Genomic DNA, 15487 nt, shown 5'->3' on the forward strand with positions numbered 1-15487 from the left:
GGAAGGGAATGGAGAAGGCATGAGGGGTGAGTTAGCATTTCCCGGTCTTACCCAGGAGAGGGGAGGAGACTCGGTCTCGTCCTCCCGCCTCCCCCACCCCCCCCCACGGCACCGATAACAATCGCGCAAGTTTCAACCAACATCGGCCTGAGAATTTGCTATCGCTACCAAGAAAAGGGCTCAATGTCCTTGCTATGTCAGCAGAAAAGCGTTAGGGAGCGGATGAACGGCACGATCGACGGCTTCAGCTACGGGCTGGTCACACCGGTGGCCGCCTACGTCATGGCCTGTGTGGGCTCGGCGTTGGGGCTGCGCTGTGTGGTGCGGACGGTGCACCATGAGCCCGGCTGGAGGCTGGGCTGGCTCGCGCTGGGAGCCAGCGCTCTCGGCTGTGGCATCTGGACGATGCACTTCATCGCCATGACCGGCTTTTCCGTGGCGGAGACACCTATTACTTACAACGTCCCGCTGACCGTGCTCAGCCTGGTCGTGGCGATCGTGGTGGTCTCGGCGGGCGTGTTCATCGTCGGGCACCGCGGTGCCACGCGAGCCGCCCTCACCGTGGGCGGCAGCATCACGGGCCTCGGCGTCGCGATGATGCACTACCTCGGTATGTATGCGATGCAGCTCAACGGAGACCTCAGCTACAACGCGTTCACCGTGACCATGTCCGTGGTCATCGCGCTCATCGCGGCGACGGCCGCGCTGTGGGCCGCGGTATCCGTGCAGGGTTTCCTCCACACCCTCGGCGCCAGCCTCGTCATGGGCCTGGCTGTCACCGGCATGCACTACACGGGCATGGCCGCCGTGAGCGTCCATCTCCACAACGGTATGCAAGCGGCCACCGGCGGCCAGGACGGCACCTCGCTCCTGCTGCCGATGCTTCTGGGCCCGATCATCTTCCTCATCCTCGCCGCGGCCATCGTCATGTTCGACCCGGTCCTGATCCTCGGCGACGGCGACTGGAACAAGCCGTCCCAGGGACGTTCCAAGATCGTGGCACGCGGAAACGGGATGCCGGTGCAGGTGTCCGGCATCGAGGCCTCTTCGGCGCCGATGGCACACGCTGCCCCGCAGGCCGACGGCTGGTCGTCGGCATCGTCCCAGTGGCCCGCCTCCGCTGAGAGCGCCCCCCACTACGGCGGCACGGGCGCCGGTGACTCCTACGGAGCCCGGTACGAGGCGGAGTAGTCCCGCCGCTCTCCCCGTCGATGGCCCGGCCGGCGCGTTCAGCTTCGCGTTCCTGCCGGGCCATCGCCACATCTGACGGACGCCTTCGGCGCGACACCCGGCCGAGCGGGCCAGGCAGGCGCTGCGATCCGACAGCGCGGCGAGGCGCCGTAGCTGTCGTCGTGCGCCCGCCGGGGATTGCCGGACAGCCCTTAGGGTGCCCGGCATGACTTCCATAGCCTTGCGCGGGACGACGCTCCACTACGACGACGCCGGACCCTCGGCCGGGCTGCCCGTCCTGCTCATCCACGGGCACCCCTTCGACCGGACCCTGTGGGCCCCGCAGTCCGAGGCACTCGTCGCGGCCGGACACCGTGTCATCACCCCGGACCTGCGCGGTTACGGCGACAGCGGGGTGGAGGCCGGGACCGTGTACCTCTCGGACTTCGCCGACGACCTCGTCGGACTCCTGGATCACCTCGGCATCGAGCGGGCGGTGGTGGGCGGCGTCTCGATGGGCGGCCAGATCGCCATGGAACTACAGCGCGGCCACGCCCATCGCGTCCGCGCCCTCGTCCTGTCGGACACCTCCGCGCCGGCCGAGACGGACGAGGGCAAGGCCTTCCGCAACCGGCTGGCGGACCGTCTCCTGGCCGAGGGGATGAACGGCTACGCGGACGAGGTCATCGGCAAGATGCTCGCCGCCTACAACGTCACCGCGATGCCGGACGTCGCCGAGCGCGTCCTGCGCATGATGCGCGCCACCGACCCCCGCGGTGCGGCGGCAGCCCTGCGCGGCCGGGCGGAACGTCCCGACTATCGGGACACACTCGCCGCCGTGCGGTCCCCCGTGCTGATCGTCGTCGGCGCCGACGACGTGTACACGCCGGTCGCCGACGCCGAGGCCATCCATGAGCTCGTCCCGCACGCGATCCTGACCGTCATCGACGGCGCCGGTCACCTCCCCGGTGCCGAACAGCCCGGACGGTTCAACGCAGCGCTGCTGGACTTCCTGGCCGCCCATGCCGCCAGCCGCACCTGAACAGGCCGACCGGTCGTCGCCGCACAGGCCTGTGCGGGGTGGCTGAGGTGGTCGCCGACATTGGCGTGCCGTGGCGTCGTACGGGGATGCCGCTCGCCTGACTTCAACGACGGAACGCCCCGGATGGTGGTTCGCGGTGCGCGGCGGGGCCTGCTTCATCGTGGGAGGCGGGCTCGGCTTCGTCGCGTACGAACTGGTCCGTCATCGCTCGCTCGGGGGCGCGCCCTGGGGGGCTGCCGCTCGGGGCGGTCATGGCGGCGACTCTCGGCGCCCTGCTTCCGCGGTGGCGGGAGCGTCGGCGTCAGGCGGTCACTGTCCGCCACCGGATCGACGGGGCGGGAGCGGTCACGCGGGAGGGGCGCTGCGGGAGGGGCGCTGCGGGAATTACGACAGGGTCTCTGTCGGCATTTCGAACCACATGGTCTTGCCGGTGGGCGTACATGTGCTGCCCCAGTTCGCGGCGAGCAGGTCGAGGAGTTCGGTGCCGCGTCCGCCTTCCGCGTCGGCGTCGGCCTCGCGGCGTACGGGACGGGCCGGCTCCGTGTCCTCGACCTCGCACAGCAAGCGGTCGCCACGCACGCACAGGTTCAGCCGCAGCGGGCCGCGCGTATGCCGCAGAGCGTTGGTGACCAGTTCGCTGACCAGGAGCTCGGCGGTGTCGGCCAGGTCTTCCAGGTTCCACTCGTCCAGTTGCGCCGTCACGAGGCGGCGGGCCCGGCGGGCCGAGGTCAGCTCCCGCGACAGGGGCCAGGAGGCGTCCCACGGGGTGACACGGGCGCGAGGCGCGTCGAACGGTCGAATGGGTTCCAGCGCACGCGACCACAGAGCCCGGTTGCGGGCGAGCCACGAGGTGGGTGCGGCCTCGGCGGATCCTTCCGGCTCCTCAGCTCGTTTCGCGGCGTCCTTGCGCCCCGATCCCTCAGACCGGCGGTAGAGCCGGGCAAAGCGCCCCCGGCGGGATATCGCCGGGAGGTCGATGGCCCCCGGGGCCATGGGAATCAGTCCCTTCTGCACTGCTGGCGACCAGTCTGCCGGTGCGGCGTGGACCCGTCGGCGACTGGTCCGAGCATGTGCCAGGTCACGCGTTCACGTAACGCCCGTCACGATAACAAATATACATGTAGCACTCGCTACGGTAAGAATTCTTTCCAAGAGTAGCTATCCGGACATATGGGACGTGTTCGGTGTCACGTCCACACCGTAGCGACACCGCAGCCACTTGGGGAGCCCTCATGCCACGGCCGCCCGATCAGGCCAAACGACGCGATCTGATCGACCGGGTCCGCGCGTACTTGATTCGCAACGGTCTGGCCGACCTGTCGCTGCGCCCTCTCGCCCGAGCGCTGGGTACCAGCGACCGCATGCTCCTGTACTACTTCGGAACCAAGGAAGCCATGGTCGCCGAGGCGCTCGTCCTGGACGAGAGGCGCCCGCTCCTGCGAGCCCGGGGCATGCTCGAACCCGCCGAGTCCCCCCGGGACCCGGCGGAACTGCGCCGTTTCATGGAGGAGACCTGGCGGCAGTTCAGCGCCCCCGACCTGCGACCCGCGCTTCCGCTCTACGTCGAGATCATGGCCGCCAGCCTGCTCCACCCCGACCGGTACGGGCCTGTCATGCACGACGCGCTGACCGAGTGGACCGACCTGCTCACCTCCGCCTTCCGCGGCCTCGGCATGACCGAGACCCACGCCCGGACGGAGGCCACCCTGCTGGTCGACGCGACCTTCGGCCTGGTCATCGCCTCCCTCGCCGGGACCGGCCGGGACCGGGCCGACGCGGCCTTCCGCGCTCTTCTCGACCGCCTCGAACCCGGCTGGCACGTCACCTGAGGGGTTGTCCGAACCGAGACGGATCCTGACCAGAGACGCATCCGGACCCGCGGTGTGTGCGGCAAGACCGTGATCGTCGTATCTGCCGAAGAATTCCGGGAAGCCGCGCGGGCTCTCGCCGAGCTCGGCCTGACCTACGCGGTGCCGGAAGAACAAGCCCGCCAACGGGACTTCACGTCTGCGCAGGCGCATATCTTGTGGGTTTCGATCGGCGGCACGGTTGACCTCTGAACTGGAGCGGAAAGCCTACGACTTCGCCCAGGAGCTTCAGGGAATGCTGAACCGACGATCTGCCACGATGTACCGGTTGCGGTCTGTGCAGCGTCCGTTCGAGAGCGTGCCGGTATTGACGGTGGGCAGCGGCCTGTCGCGCCGCGACCTGACTCAGCCGACCGGCTTTCCAGTTCTCGCATCGACAACAAGAAGCCGCGGCCCGGCGGAACCAACTGCGGGCTGCCATAAGGCGCGCTGGCGCGCAGGGAAGACTGGATTGACCGTTCGGCCCAGGTCTGCATGCGTGGCAGGTGCTGGCTTACCCCGTGCTGGAGTTCCTCCAGTTCGTGGCAATAGCTACATGCCATTGGCCTCTCCCCCTACCGGACCATGACAATGAGTACCGGCGAGGTCACCGCAGGCCACTGGTATTGCGGATACCGCTCGGGCGCGTAGGTCTTGCTCGCTATTGCCACCGGGGCGATACCCCTCGGCAGTTCAGCCGAGGTGGGTCACCTGCATCACGGTGATCGTCTTGAGCGTCTGTCCGATGAGGAGTACGGCGAGCGCCTGCTCGCTGACGATCATCCGCACGACGTCGTCGTCCTCGATGTAGGGCTGCGTGGCGCCGAGCGGGTCGTGACATGCGCCGGCGAGCGCGAGGGTGAGGGCTTCGCCGGCTGCCCGAGGCATCGCCTCGTGGACGGCGTCGACGGCCGGGGCGTACTTGAGGCGGTAGGGCACGTGCTGCCTCCAAAGCGGGACGTTATCAAGTGAACGGGCTCCGGCTTTGGTAGGTGCGAGATTGCGCAGAGTAGCGAACCTGGATGCTGCGTTCCGGAAAGCGGTGAATCAGGCCGCGCCGCGAGCGGTCCGGATGCGCTCGGCTTCGGCGAGGACCCGGTCGGTGACGTCGATCCACTCGCCGGCCGGCTGCTCACCGCGGGCTTCAGCGGCGGCGATCTCACGTCCGCGCTCGACGGCGGCGAGGGTGTCCTTCGCGATGAGCTCCCAGCGGGCGAAGACCGTGAGCAGTTGGTGGGCCGGCGCCCGGTTGATCTCGTCCAGGAAGCGCTGGGCCAGCGTCGGGTTCCCAAGGGCGTCGCGGATGGACTCGATGGTCCACGGCTGCTCGCTCATCCCGGGGCCTCCCAGCTCGCGAAACTCAAATCGCCAGAGTTTCAGGCTAGCGTGATCCGGCGACCACATTCCCGGAATCGCTGTTCGCGATCGGCTGTCCGGGAACCCCAGCCGGGCTTGCCGGCCGGGGTCGTCGTCACACCACCCGCAGCTGTACCCGCACCGGACCGGCGGTCGCCCGAGTGCCCGCTGGTAAAATGGCCGCACGCTTCGAAGTCGCCGGGGCCCGTACCAAGGGGTACGGGCCCCGGGGCGTTCCGGGCGTCAGACTGAGGAAGGTTCCCCATGAACGCGAAGCCGCCGGCCCCTGGACTCTCCGACGCCGGCGAGCACCGGCCGACGACAGCGCCGCAGGACGATGTCTCGACACCACGGACCCGCTCCACGGGCCTGCCTCCGGCCGCGTCGTTCGACGCGCTCGGTCTGCCGCCGGAACTGGTGGACAAGATGACCGGCCTCGGGGTGACGGAGCCCTTCCCGATCCAGGCCGCGACGCTGCCCAACGCGCTGGCCGGGCACGACGTCCTCGGCAGGGCACGGACCGGCTCCGGCAAGACGCTGGCCTTCGGACTGGCGCTGCTGACCCGGACGGCGGGCCGCCGAGCGGAGTCGAAGCGGCCGCTGGCACTGGTCCTGGTGCCGACCCGGGAGCTCGCACAGCAGGTGAGCGACGCGATGGAACCGTACGCGCAGACCTTGAACGTGCGACTGGCGACGGTGGTGGGTGGCCTGTCGATCAACCGTCAGCAGGCGCAGCTGCGGACCGGCGTCGAAGTGCTCATCGCGACGCCGGGGCGGCTGACCGACCTGGTGTCGCGCAGGGACTGCGTCCTGAACCACGTGCGGATCACGGTGCTGGACGAGGCGGACCAGATGTGCGACCTGGGCTTCCTGCCGCAGGTCTCGGAACTCCTTGGTCAGATCCCGGCCGACGGCCAGCGGCTGCTCTTCTCGGCCACGCTCGACCACAACGTCGACCAGCTCGTACAGACGTACCTTCACGACCCGGTTCTCGCCTCGGTCGACCGGGTGGCGGCCTCCGTCACCACGATGGAACACCACGTGCTGAACATTCACGGTGCCGACAAGTACGCGACGGCGACCGAGATCGCCGCGCGGGACGGCCGGGTGCTGATGTTCCTGGACACCAAGGCCGGCGTGGACCAGTTCACCCGCCACCTGCGGGCCAGCGGTATTCGGGCCTCCGCGCTGCACAGCGGGAAGTCGCAGCCGCAACGGATGCACACGCTCGCCCAGTTCAAGAACGATGAGATCAACGTGCTGGTGGCCACCAACGTCGCCGCGCGGGGCATTCACATCGAGGCGCTCGACCTCGTCGTCAACGTCGACCCGCCCGCCGACGCCAAGGAGTATCTGCACCGGGCCGGGCGCACGGCGCGCGCCGGGGAGTCCGGGAGCGTGGTCACCCTGGTCACCCACGGCCAACGGCGCGATGTGAACCGGCTGATGTCCGACGCCGGCATCCGGCCGACCGTCACCCAGGTGCACTCGGGCGAGGCGGCACTGACCGCCATCACCGGGGCCAAGCGGCCGCCGACCGGGCCGAAGACCAGCACCGGCAACGCGCCCTTCCGCGGCATCGGCACACGTCCGGGGCGCCCGGCCAAGGAGTCGCGCAAGACCGCGGACGCCCGAAAGGCCGCGGAGGCCCGCGCGGCGGCCCGGGTACGCAAGAGCCGCTGACGCCGTACGGAGTCGTCCTGCGCCCCCGTCGAGTTCCGCGACGCTCGCGCGCGGCATCGTCGGGGCGATTCCTGGGAATCCGTACCAAGCCCAACGACCGTCCCTGAACAGGGAGAAGAACAGAGAACGCCCCTCTGCTGGACAAGGCCACGCATACGCAGGCACACGCGTACACGCGCAGAGTCAGGGAACGACAGCGGCCGCGTCCCACACGATGAGGGTGCCCTCGCGGTCCATGGTCAGCAGGTATCTCCGGTCGGGTGACATGTGGCACTCGTGGACGTTGTCCTTGTGGACTTCGAGCGTGCGGAGAAGGTCACCGGTGCGGATGGACCGGATCTGCACCCGTCCGAAGTCGGGTACGGCCAGCCAGTCGTCGGTGGTGACGAAATCGGTGCCTCTCTGCGGCAGCGTGAAACGCTCGTCCCCGCTGGGGAGTTCCAGAACCCGGATGCCGTACACGTCACCGATCGCGATCCACGAGCCGTCCGCGGCCATGCCGAGCCGGTTGACCGCGTGCGGATGGTCGGGCAGCTCCGCGATCCGGTGGCCGGTACGCGGGTCCCAGAGCCCGAGTTGGCCGCGTGCGTTGCCCATGGCCAGCGCCGAGCCGTCGGCGGCGAGAGCCAGGTGTCCAACCTGCCGTGCCAGCGGCTTCGTTCGCCGGCGTTCGCCCGTGAACGGGTTGACGAGGTCGCCGGTGGCCGCGTCGTAGGCGAGCCACATGTCGTCGGGGCCGTACACGGAGTCCGTCACGTGACCGGCCTCGAAGGGGATCCGTTCCTCGCCGTCGGCCGCGTCCCACGCCCGCGCGCCCTCACCGGCACACCGGGCCATGACGAAACTGCCGTCCGGCGCGACGGCACAGTGGTAGCCCACCTCGGGCAGGGCCGGGATCACCAGGCGCACGGACCTCGTCGCCACGTCGTAGATCCTGATGTGTTTGTCCCGGCCGACCGCCACCAACCAGGTGTTGTCCGGTGACATGGCGAAGTCCTCGGTGAACCGCGGTAGTTGCAGCACGGCGTGCAGCCCCGGCGGCTGCCGGACGGCGAGGGCGGCGACCTGCCCCGCGTGGCCCAGGGCTTGCAGCAGCTCGTGGGCCAGCTCTCCCGGATCGTGTTGTGCCCCGGGATCCCGTCTTCCGATGACCTTGTCGATCGCCGAAGCCGTGGCCCTGGACTCCGGGGAGTCGATCAGGGCCAGGTCGGCCAGCAGTCCCCGCACCTCGAACCGCTGGATCCTGGCGATCTGCCAACGCGGATCCGCGAGCAGCGCCGCGGCCTTCTCGGGATCGCAGTGCCACAGGTGCCACACCAGGTTCCGCCACCAGTACCCGGCCAGAAGGGGCAGGTCCAGCCAGGTGCCACCGGGCTGCGCCAATGCGCGCGCGTTGCCGAGGAGTTGCTCGTGCCACTCGGCCTCCTCGTCCGCCGGCCAGCGTGATCTCAGGCGGTCGTACAGTCCTTCGGGGACGGTGAGCCGCGCCCTGCCGTCGTCGGCCGGGGCGATGCTGACGAGTCGCGCGTCGCGGAGACGTTCGAGGAGGTCGAGCGTGAACGCGTAGTGTCCTCCGTCCATCCCGGCCCAGGCCTCCTTGACCTCCGTCACACCCAGTTCGACGCCGGGCCGAAGTGCCGACAGGTGCCGGGCCCCGAGAGACTCACGCAGGGTGAGTACAGCCGTCAGCGCGGTGCCGATCCGGTCGTCTCCCCAGTCCTTGTGGCCGGTCGCCCGCTCCCACTCTTCGGCATCGCGCGCCCTGCGCAGGGCCTCGTGCCGGCGTAAGCGCCACCCGTCCCAGATCGCCCGCGGTGTTCTCATCGCCCGTGCCCCCGCCCGCAGATGGAACCCCAGTGAGACCGCTCGAACGCCTGCGCGTAGACATTCCCTTGAGGCCACCGCACGAACCCGCCGCCGCGGGCGGCATCCACCAACGGACATCGCCGTCGATTATTTGCGTACCTCCGTATCAATCTTGTGCACGTTAGTGGACTTCCCTTGCTGTCATTTCTAGCCTTCTTGCGTTTGACCAGGGCGCGGACGTTCCCTTCAAGGAACAGGAGGCCGAGTACGCCGCCACGAACGGCACCGTCATCGGCCCGGACCGCCTCTACGGTCGTCTCCCCTCCGAGGCGTCCCGGTGACCTCCAAGTACGGTTGGTACTACGGGGGTTACCCGTTCAACAACAACCCTGGCGACACCAACCCGCACCACTTCTACGACGAGACCCGCACCGTGTTCGGCTCCACCCTGCCCGTCGGCAGCAAGGTGCGCTTACACGTCTCCTCGACGGGCGACTCCCCCACGTTCACCATCGATCTCGCCGACTTCGAGCAGGTGGGCGCGCCCATCGGCAAGCCGTCCGGGGCCCTCGACGTCGTCAGCGACTTCGGCGCCGACCCGACCGGCGCATCGGATTCCACCCGTCAAGATCCAGGCCGCGGGCGACGCGGGCAAGGCTCAGGGCAGGACCGTGTACATCCCGCAGGGCACCTTCCAGGTACGCGATCACATCGCGGTCGACCAGGTGACCCTGGCCGGGGCGGGCCCCTGGTACAGCGCCCTCACCGGCCGCGACCCGGTGGACCGGTCGAAGGCCGTCGGCGTCTACGGCAAGTACGCGAGCCAGGGCGGCAGCCAGAACGTCACCCTCAAGGACTTCGCCATCATGGGCGACATCCGCGAACGGGTGGACAACGACCAGGTCCACGCCATCGGCGGCGCGTTGTCCGACTCCACGGTCACCAACACCTTCGTACGGAACACGGGTGACGACGGCCTCGCGATGTGGGCGGAGAGCAGCGTCCAGCCTTCGTAGGCCGGTCCGCCCGGATCGCCGAAGATCGGCATGAGGTGGTCGAACAACCAGGCGTGCTCGATCTGCGGGACGGTGTCCGCCTCGCGCCAGACGCGTAGTACGTCGTGGTAGTCGACCTGCGAGGGAGCGGTCATGATTCCGAAACTGGGCCGGGGGGTGTGCGGCATGGGGTGACAGATCCTTTCGGCACCGGCACCGGCACCGGCGACGCCGACGCCGACCGGGCGCACCGGCTGGATGGGGAACGAGCAGTCCTCGTCGGGCCTCGGCGCGATGTCCGCGGTCTCGGGAGCTGCGGGTCCGGGTGAGGGAACCGGTCTTCTGGACGATCAGCGGCGTCGCAGTGACGGGTCGAGGAGCGCGGGCGGAGTGTCGAACTTCTCGTGCGCGGCGAGGTCCGTGCCGGGGGCGACGATCGCGTCGACGGCGTCGAGTACGTCGGCGGGGAGCACGGTGTCGGCCGCGGCGAGCTGCGCGTGCAGGTGGTCAGGCGTACGGGGGCCGATGAGGGCGCTCGTCACGGCGGGATGCGCCGTGACGAATCCGAGCGCGAGCTGGATCATGGTCAGGCCGGCCCCGTCGGCGACTTCGGCCAGCTGCTCGACGGCGTCGAGCCTGGCCCGGTTGGAGGGGATGGTGAGGTCGAAGCGTTGCGGCAGGAACTTCGAGCGGCTGGTGGTGATCTCCCGGCCCGCACGGACCGCGCCCGACAGCCAGCCCGAGGCCAACGGACTCCACGCCAGCACTCCGAGGCCGTACTCCTCCGTCACGGGAAGTACATGGGTCTCGATGCCCCGCTGCAGGATCGAGTAGCTGGGCTGTTCGGTGGCGTAGGGCCTCAAGTGGTGTTCGCGGGCGGCCCATTGGGCCTGCACGATGCGGTGGGCGGGGAAGGTCGAGGAGCCGAAGGAGCGGATCTTTCCCGCGCGTTGCAGGTCGGTCAGGGCCGACAGGGTCTCCTCGTCACTGGTACTCGGGTCCCAGCGGTGGATCTGGTAGAGATCGACGTGGTCGACACCCAGGCGGCGCAGGCTGTTGTCCAGTTCGGTGACCAGCCAGCGGCGCGAAGCTCCCCGGTGGTTGCGTTCGTCGCCCATGGGCATGGCCGCCTTCGTGGCCAGCACGATGTCGTCGCGGCGGCCGGCGATGGCTTTGCCGACCATCTCCTCCGACTCGCCGTCGCCGTACATGTCGGCGGTGTCGATGAGGTTGATCCCGCCGTCGAGAGCGGCGTCGACGATGGCGGTCGCCTCGTCCTGGGTGGTGCGCCCGATCCTGCCGAAGTTCATCGCGCCGAGCGCGAGCGAGCTGACCTGCACACCGGTGCGGCCCAAGGTGCGGTACTGCATGGCCCTGTCTCCTCCATTGCGGGTGAAGCGTGGTGGGGCGTGGATTGGTTGCCGGGTCCCCGGTCTGCCATCATGGGCAAACGGAACACCGTCCCGTTTGACGATACGGAACACGGTCCCGCTTAGCAAGGCGATACGGAACGATGTTCCGTTTGATGGTCCGGCCACGGAGAGAAGGGCGCGATGAGCGACAGCGACGAGACCGCCGCCAGGCAGACGGCCCGGCCCAGACGGGCCGACGCCCGGCGCAATCAGGAGACGCTGCTCGACGCGGCCGCCGCGGTCTTCGCCACGTCGGGCGTGGAGGCACCCGTACGCGACATCGCGGCCAGTGCCGGTGTCGGGACCGCCACGATCTACCGGCACTTCCCGACGCGGGCGGATCTCATCGTCGCCGTCTACCGGCATCAGGTCGAAGCCTGCGCCGAGGCGGGGCCGGTCCTGCTGAGGGACTGCGCGTCCCCTCATGCCGCGCTGGCCCGATGGATCGACCTCTTCGTGGACTTCCTCGTCACGAAGCACGGACTCGCCGCCGTTCTGCAGCCCGACAACACGGCCTTCGAGGCCCTGCACACCTACTTCCTCGACCGTCTCCTCCCCGTGTGTGCCCAACTCCTCGACGCCGCGGCCGACTCCGGCGAGATTCGCCCCGGCCTGACGGCGTACGAACTGATGCGCGGCACAGGCAACCTCTGCATAGGCGCCCACAACGATCCCCGCTACGACGCGCGGCGCCTGGTCGAACTCCTCATCGCAGGCCTGCGCCAACCCCGCTGACCACCCGGCCGGATCCCTTCGAACAGCTTGAACTCCCCACTCGGACAGGGGAGTTCAAGCCCTCGATCGCCTAGAGCGCCACCAACCGACCACTGCGGCCCCGCAGTCGGACCGAGGCCGCGGCGCCGCAGACCAGTGCCACGCCGAGGAGCGTGCCGCAGGCGACCGCCACCGTGGACGTGTCGCCGGCGAGGGCCGCGCGCAGGCCGCGGGCGGCCCAGTAGCCGGGTGAGGCCGGGGCCACGTCCGAGACCCACACCGGCAGAGCGGCGAGCGGGACGAGTGCGCCGCCGACGCTGCTCAGCAGCATGCCGCCGATGTCGTAGGCGGCCGAGAGCGCACCCATGCTGCGGACCAGGACGCCGAGCAGCGTGCCGAGTCCGAGCAGTGTGCAGCTCCAGCTCAGCAGAACGTCCAGCAGCAGGAACGGGTGCGGGACGCGCAGGCCGAAGACACACACACCGAAGCCCACGATGAGGAACTGCTGGGCGAGCAGGACCACGAAGGCAGGAATGGCCTTGCCGGCGAGCAGCTCCGCGGGATGCAGAGCGGTTCCGCGCAACCGGTCCCAGGTGCGGCCGAGCCGTTCGGTGAGGATCGCGCCGCCGCAGATACTGAGGGCGAGCAGCGAGAAGGTGACCAGCGTGCCGACGACCGCTTGTTCCGTGCCGGCCGTGCGGCCCTGCCCGGCCAGGTAGAGCGGGCGCAACAGCGTGACGAAGACGAGCGGCAGGATCATCCGGCTCAGTACCGGGCCGGGTTCGCGCGCCATGAGCAGCACGTTGTGGCGCACCAGCACGCCCAGGCGGGCGACGGACTCACGCGGCATCACAGACCTCCGGCTTCCTCTCGGTCGTCGCCTTCCCGTCGCTCGCCGCCTTTCCCTCGGACACCGTCTTCGTCTCGGACACCGTCCTCGTCTCGGGCGCCGCGATCTCCATGGACCGGTAGAGGTCGTCGAGGCCGGGGCGGCGTACGTCGACGGACACGGGTGTACGACCGGACGCGAGCAGGGCCGCCAGATCGGCACCGGGGTCCGTGGTCGGCCGGCGCAGCTCGGGTTCGGCCGGGTCGGCGAACGTGACCCTGAGTTCGCCGGGCAGGTGGCGGGTGAGCTCGTCCTGGGTGCCGCGCGCGATGATCCGGCCGGCCCGCGCGAGAGCCAGCGTGGCGTCGAGATCGACCAGTTCCGGCAGGTAGTGGGTCGTGTAGACGACGGCGGCGCCCGCCTCGGCCCGGGCCCTGACCGCGCTCAGCAGGGCGGAGCGGGTTTCCGGATCGGCTCCGGCGGTCGGCTCGTCCAGCAGCAGGAGCGGCGGTGAGCCGACCATGGCGGTGGCCGCCTGGACCCGGCGGCGCTGACCACCGGACAAGGCACCCACGGGCCGGTCCGTCACGGCTGTCAGGCGAAGGTCCTCCAGGACCTGGGCGATCTCCGCGTCCCGGCGCCGGCCGCGCAGCCCCGCCAGCCCGGCGAACAGTCGCACGTTCTCCCGCACGGTGGTGGTGCCGTACAGGGCGAGCTCCTGTGGAGCCACGCCGAGGAACCGCCGTGCGGCCCGGGGGGCCCGCAGTGCGTCGAGCGTCGCGATGGTGATCCGGCCCGCGTCGGGACGTACGAGACCGGCGACGATCTCGACGAACGTGGTCTTGCCGGCGCCGTTGTGCCCGATCAGGCCCACGATCTCCCCGGCCGGGACCGTCAGGTCGAACCCGTCGAGCGCGCGACTCGGGCCGTAGCGCTTCACCAGTCCCTCTGCGATCAGCATCCGTCCTCCATGAGGTCTACGGCGTACACGTATACGCCGTACACGTCTACACTGTAGACCCATGAGTGGCAGGCGGGAAGAGATCCTGGACGCGGCGCTGGCGATCGCCGACGAGCACGGCGTCGACGCGGTCTCGATGCGCACGGTGGCCGATCGCGTGGGCGTGACGCCGATGGCGTTGTACCGGCACGTCAAGGACAAGGCGGCGCTGCTGGACGGCATGGTCGGCCGTCTGCTCGCCGCGCTGCTGCCGCCGGATCCGGCCGAGGATCAGGCCTGGGGCGAACGGCTCGACAACCTCGCGCACGCCTGCCGAGAGGTGACCCAGCGGCACCCCTGGGCCGCGCACCTGCTCTTCTCACGGCCCGCTGTCACCGGGGACGCGGTGCGGACGGTGGACATCATCTACACCGCCCTCATCGAGGCCGGGGTTCCCGCCCCCGAGGTGCCCCGGCTGGAACGCCTGATCAGCACCTTCGTCATCGGATTCGCCGCCTCCGAGGCCGCGGGCCGGTTCACTCCCGGCGACCTCGACCCGCGCGGCCGTCGCGGCCACCTCCCGGACAGCGAACTCCCCGGACACCGCGCGCTCGAACCATGGCTGGACCTGCCCGTCGACCTCGACGCCGAGTTCGAGGCCGATCTCGCCGACATCCGACGGCTGGTCGAGGCGGTCGCGCGACGACAGGAGTGACCGGCGTGCCCGGCACGCTTCGCCGGACCGGTGTGACGCGCGGGTTCGATGTGGAGCGCCTCGCACAGAGAGGTGAGCGCGGCGCCTTCACCGCGCTCACCCCCCTGTCAGGTGCGACGACCTGTCAGCCGTGCGAGACGTTCAGGCCGTAGAAGGCGACTCGCGCCCCCTTCGTGGTGCTGTCGGAGGACGACTGGTTGTACGAGCCGGCCTTGAAGTACTGCTTGTACGGGAAGAACGACGACGGGATCGCGTAGTGCGTGGTGCTGCCGTTGACGGTCAGGTCGATGGTGTTGCCGCCGGAGACGGCGATCGTGTAGGTCCACGTCTTGCCGACCGCCACATGTCCCACCGTGTGGGTCGTCTGTCCGCCGGACGGCGAGTTCTCGGTGCCGGCGACGATGTCGCCGCTGGAGCGGTAGTACAGCTCCACCAGCGGTTTGGTCGACGATCCGCCGGAGCCGAGGTGGATCTGACCGACACACACATTGGACGTCACCGACACCACCCGCAGCGTCGCGCTCAGCCGGTGGGTTCCGCTCAGCGACCAGTCCGCCGCGCTGCCGCCGCGGTTCATTTCCCGCAGTTCGGAGCGGGCGTAGGAGGAGTTCGGCGTCGTGACGCCCTTCTCGGGCGCCCAGAAGGTCATCGCGCCGTCACGGGTGTCGGTGTAGAAGTACGCGTCCTGGTAGCCGTTCGCCCCCTGCAGCCGGGCGGAGGAGATGGTGGTGGGCGAGCCCGGGGAGCCGACGGGCTCCTGCAACTGCCAGACGGACAGGTCGAAGTTGCCGCCGGGCGCGACCTTCGGGTCGGCGGCGCCGGCGCTGGAGGTGCCCAGGACGGTGGCCGCGGCGATGACGCCCGCGACGGTGGCCGTCGTCAGAAGCCTCCCGCCGCGTTCGGCTGAGGTTCGGGTACGTGGTCGAGTGTTCAGCATGACGGTCACGGCCTTTCGTCTGGTCGAGCGGATGCAGACGG

Annotated in this window: 15 protein-coding genes and 2 pseudogenes; 8 read left to right on the forward strand and 9 right to left on the reverse strand. The window is 69.6% G+C overall.

Annotation, left to right across the window (positions count from 1 at the left end; translation table 11 throughout):
- The first annotated feature begins 222 nt into the window (after positions 1-222).
- Both ACZ6KY_RS15590 and ACZ6KY_RS15595 read left to right on the forward strand, forming a co-directional pair.
- Positions 223-1191: an MHYT domain-containing protein gene (locus ACZ6KY_RS15590; RefSeq protein WP_469310822.1), complete on the forward strand. Its 969-nt coding sequence runs from the start codon at positions 223-225 to the stop codon at positions 1189-1191.
- 205 nt (positions 1192-1396) lie between these two features.
- Positions 1397-2212: an alpha/beta fold hydrolase gene (locus tag ACZ6KY_RS15595; protein WP_469310823.1), complete on the forward strand. Its 816-nt coding sequence runs from the start codon at positions 1397-1399 to the stop codon at positions 2210-2212.
- 384 nt (positions 2213-2596) lie between these two features.
- Here ACZ6KY_RS15595 and ACZ6KY_RS15600 read toward each other — a convergent pair whose 3' ends face one another.
- The gene (locus ACZ6KY_RS15600) at positions 2597-3205 is read right to left on the reverse strand and encodes an ATP-binding protein (protein ID WP_469310824.1); all 609 of its coding nucleotides are present in this window, start codon (positions 3203-3205) and stop codon (positions 2597-2599) included.
- Positions 3206-3444: 239 nt separating this feature from the next.
- Here ACZ6KY_RS15600 and ACZ6KY_RS15605 point away from each other — a divergent pair, with 239 nt between their 5' ends.
- Positions 3445-4041 carry a TetR/AcrR family transcriptional regulator gene (locus ACZ6KY_RS15605; RefSeq protein WP_469310825.1) on the forward strand — a complete coding sequence of 199 codons (597 nt, stop codon included), beginning with the start codon at positions 3445-3447 and terminating at the stop codon, positions 4039-4041.
- A gap of 54 nt (positions 4042-4095) precedes the next feature.
- Positions 4096-4272, forward strand: coding sequence for a hypothetical protein (locus ACZ6KY_RS15610; RefSeq protein ID WP_469310826.1), 177 nt, complete (start codon positions 4096-4098; stop codon positions 4270-4272).
- Between the two features lie 480 nt (positions 4273-4752).
- On the opposite strand, the gene ACZ6KY_RS15615 is transcribed toward ACZ6KY_RS15610, so the two are convergent.
- Both ACZ6KY_RS15615 and ACZ6KY_RS15620 read right to left on the reverse strand, forming a co-directional pair.
- Positions 4753-4998, reverse strand: coding sequence for a hypothetical protein (locus tag ACZ6KY_RS15615; RefSeq protein WP_469310827.1), 246 nt, complete (start codon positions 4996-4998; stop codon positions 4753-4755).
- A 108-nt stretch (positions 4999-5106) separates the two neighbouring features.
- Positions 5107-5394 carry a hypothetical protein gene (locus ACZ6KY_RS15620; RefSeq protein ID WP_469310828.1) on the reverse strand — a complete coding sequence of 96 codons (288 nt, stop codon included), beginning with the start codon at positions 5392-5394 and terminating at the stop codon, positions 5107-5109.
- 285 nt (positions 5395-5679) lie between these two features.
- Between ACZ6KY_RS15620 and ACZ6KY_RS15625 the strand changes: the two genes are divergently transcribed.
- Positions 5680-7098, forward strand: coding sequence for a DEAD/DEAH box helicase (locus ACZ6KY_RS15625; RefSeq protein ID WP_469310829.1), 1419 nt, complete (start codon positions 5680-5682; stop codon positions 7096-7098).
- 183 nt (positions 7099-7281) lie between these two features.
- Here the strand turns inward: ACZ6KY_RS15625 and ACZ6KY_RS15630 are convergent, their stop codons facing one another.
- Positions 7282-8922: a WD40 repeat domain-containing protein gene (locus tag ACZ6KY_RS15630; protein ID WP_469310830.1), complete on the reverse strand. Its 1641-nt coding sequence runs from the start codon at positions 8920-8922 to the stop codon at positions 7282-7284.
- 209 nt (positions 8923-9131) lie between these two features.
- On the opposite strand from ACZ6KY_RS15630, the pseudogene ACZ6KY_RS15635 reads away from it, so the two are divergent.
- Positions 9132-9902: pseudogene (locus ACZ6KY_RS15635) on the forward strand (glycosyl hydrolase family 28-related protein); the annotation flags it as partial.
- On the opposite strand, the pseudogene ACZ6KY_RS15640 reads toward ACZ6KY_RS15635, so the two are convergent.
- Both ACZ6KY_RS15640 and ACZ6KY_RS15645 read right to left on the reverse strand, forming a co-directional pair.
- Positions 9883-10087, reverse strand: a pseudogene (locus ACZ6KY_RS15640) (LLM class flavin-dependent oxidoreductase); the annotation flags it as partial. The pseudogenes ACZ6KY_RS15635 and ACZ6KY_RS15640 sit on opposite strands and share 20 nt — an antisense overlap.
- A gap of 162 nt (positions 10088-10249) precedes the next feature.
- Entirely contained in the window at positions 10250-11269 is a 1020-nt protein-coding gene (locus tag ACZ6KY_RS15645) for an aldo/keto reductase (protein WP_469310831.1), read from the reverse strand.
- Positions 11270-11452: 183 nt separating this feature from the next.
- Here ACZ6KY_RS15645 and ACZ6KY_RS15650 point away from each other — a divergent pair, with 183 nt between their 5' ends.
- A complete protein-coding gene (locus ACZ6KY_RS15650; protein ID WP_469310832.1) occupies positions 11453-12046 on the forward strand; it encodes a TetR/AcrR family transcriptional regulator in 594 nt (197 codons plus the stop codon).
- Between the two features lie 70 nt (positions 12047-12116).
- Here ACZ6KY_RS15650 and ACZ6KY_RS15655 read toward each other — a convergent pair whose 3' ends face one another.
- Both ACZ6KY_RS15655 and ACZ6KY_RS15660 read right to left on the reverse strand, forming a co-directional pair.
- Positions 12117-12875 carry an ABC transporter permease gene (locus ACZ6KY_RS15655; protein ID WP_469310833.1) on the reverse strand — a complete coding sequence of 253 codons (759 nt, stop codon included), beginning with the start codon at positions 12873-12875 and terminating at the stop codon, positions 12117-12119.
- Complete coding sequence (locus ACZ6KY_RS15660; protein ID WP_469310834.1) at positions 12865-13815, reverse strand: ABC transporter ATP-binding protein; 951 nt, start codon at positions 13813-13815, stop codon at positions 12865-12867. Before ACZ6KY_RS15660 ends, ACZ6KY_RS15655 begins: the two co-directional genes overlap by 11 nt.
- A 61-nt stretch (positions 13816-13876) precedes the next feature.
- Here ACZ6KY_RS15660 and ACZ6KY_RS15665 point away from each other — a divergent pair, with 61 nt between their 5' ends.
- On the forward strand, positions 13877-14509 hold the full coding sequence (locus ACZ6KY_RS15665; protein ID WP_469310835.1) for a TetR/AcrR family transcriptional regulator: 633 nt from the start codon (positions 13877-13879) through the stop codon (positions 14507-14509).
- Positions 14510-14633: 124 nt separating this feature from the next.
- Here the strand turns inward: ACZ6KY_RS15665 and ACZ6KY_RS15670 are convergent, their stop codons facing one another.
- Positions 14634-15446 carry a polysaccharide lyase family 7 protein gene (locus ACZ6KY_RS15670; protein WP_469310836.1) on the reverse strand — a complete coding sequence of 271 codons (813 nt, stop codon included), beginning with the start codon at positions 15444-15446 and terminating at the stop codon, positions 14634-14636.
- Positions 15447-15487: the final 41 nt, after the last annotated feature.

The organism is Streptomyces sp. NPDC042002 (genome assembly GCF_055588305.1).

Bases quoted from the DNA above. Each gene is read 5' to 3' on its own strand.
- ACZ6KY_RS15590 (WP_469310822.1), top strand. From the start codon at position 223: ATGAACGGCACGATCGACGGCTTCAGCTACGGGCTGGTCACACCGGTG.
- ACZ6KY_RS15595 (WP_469310823.1), top strand. From the start codon at position 1,397: ATGACTTCCATAGCCTTGCGCGGGACGACGCTCCACTACGACGACGCC.
- ACZ6KY_RS15600 (WP_469310824.1), bottom strand. From the start codon at position 3,205: ATGGCCCCGGGGGCCATCGACCTCCCGGCGATATCCCGCCGGGGGCGC.
- ACZ6KY_RS15605 (WP_469310825.1), top strand. From the start codon at position 3,445: ATGCCACGGCCGCCCGATCAGGCCAAACGACGCGATCTGATCGACCGG.
- ACZ6KY_RS15620 (WP_469310828.1), bottom strand. From the start codon at position 5,394: ATGAGCGAGCAGCCGTGGACCATCGAGTCCATCCGCGACGCCCTTGGG.
- ACZ6KY_RS15625 (WP_469310829.1), top strand. From the start codon at position 5,680: ATGAACGCGAAGCCGCCGGCCCCTGGACTCTCCGACGCCGGCGAGCAC.
- ACZ6KY_RS15630 (WP_469310830.1), bottom strand. From the start codon at position 8,922: ATGAGAACACCGCGGGCGATCTGGGACGGGTGGCGCTTACGCCGGCAC.
- ACZ6KY_RS15645 (WP_469310831.1), bottom strand. From the start codon at position 11,269: ATGCAGTACCGCACCTTGGGCCGCACCGGTGTGCAGGTCAGCTCGCTC.
- ACZ6KY_RS15650 (WP_469310832.1), top strand. From the start codon at position 11,453: ATGAGCGACAGCGACGAGACCGCCGCCAGGCAGACGGCCCGGCCCAGA.
- ACZ6KY_RS15655 (WP_469310833.1), bottom strand. From the start codon at position 12,875: ATGCCGCGTGAGTCCGTCGCCCGCCTGGGCGTGCTGGTGCGCCACAAC.
- ACZ6KY_RS15660 (WP_469310834.1), bottom strand. From the start codon at position 13,815: ATGCTGATCGCAGAGGGACTGGTGAAGCGCTACGGCCCGAGTCGCGCG.
- ACZ6KY_RS15665 (WP_469310835.1), top strand. From the start codon at position 13,877: ATGAGTGGCAGGCGGGAAGAGATCCTGGACGCGGCGCTGGCGATCGCC.
- ACZ6KY_RS15670 (WP_469310836.1), bottom strand. From the start codon at position 15,446: ATGCTGAACACTCGACCACGTACCCGAACCTCAGCCGAACGCGGCGGG.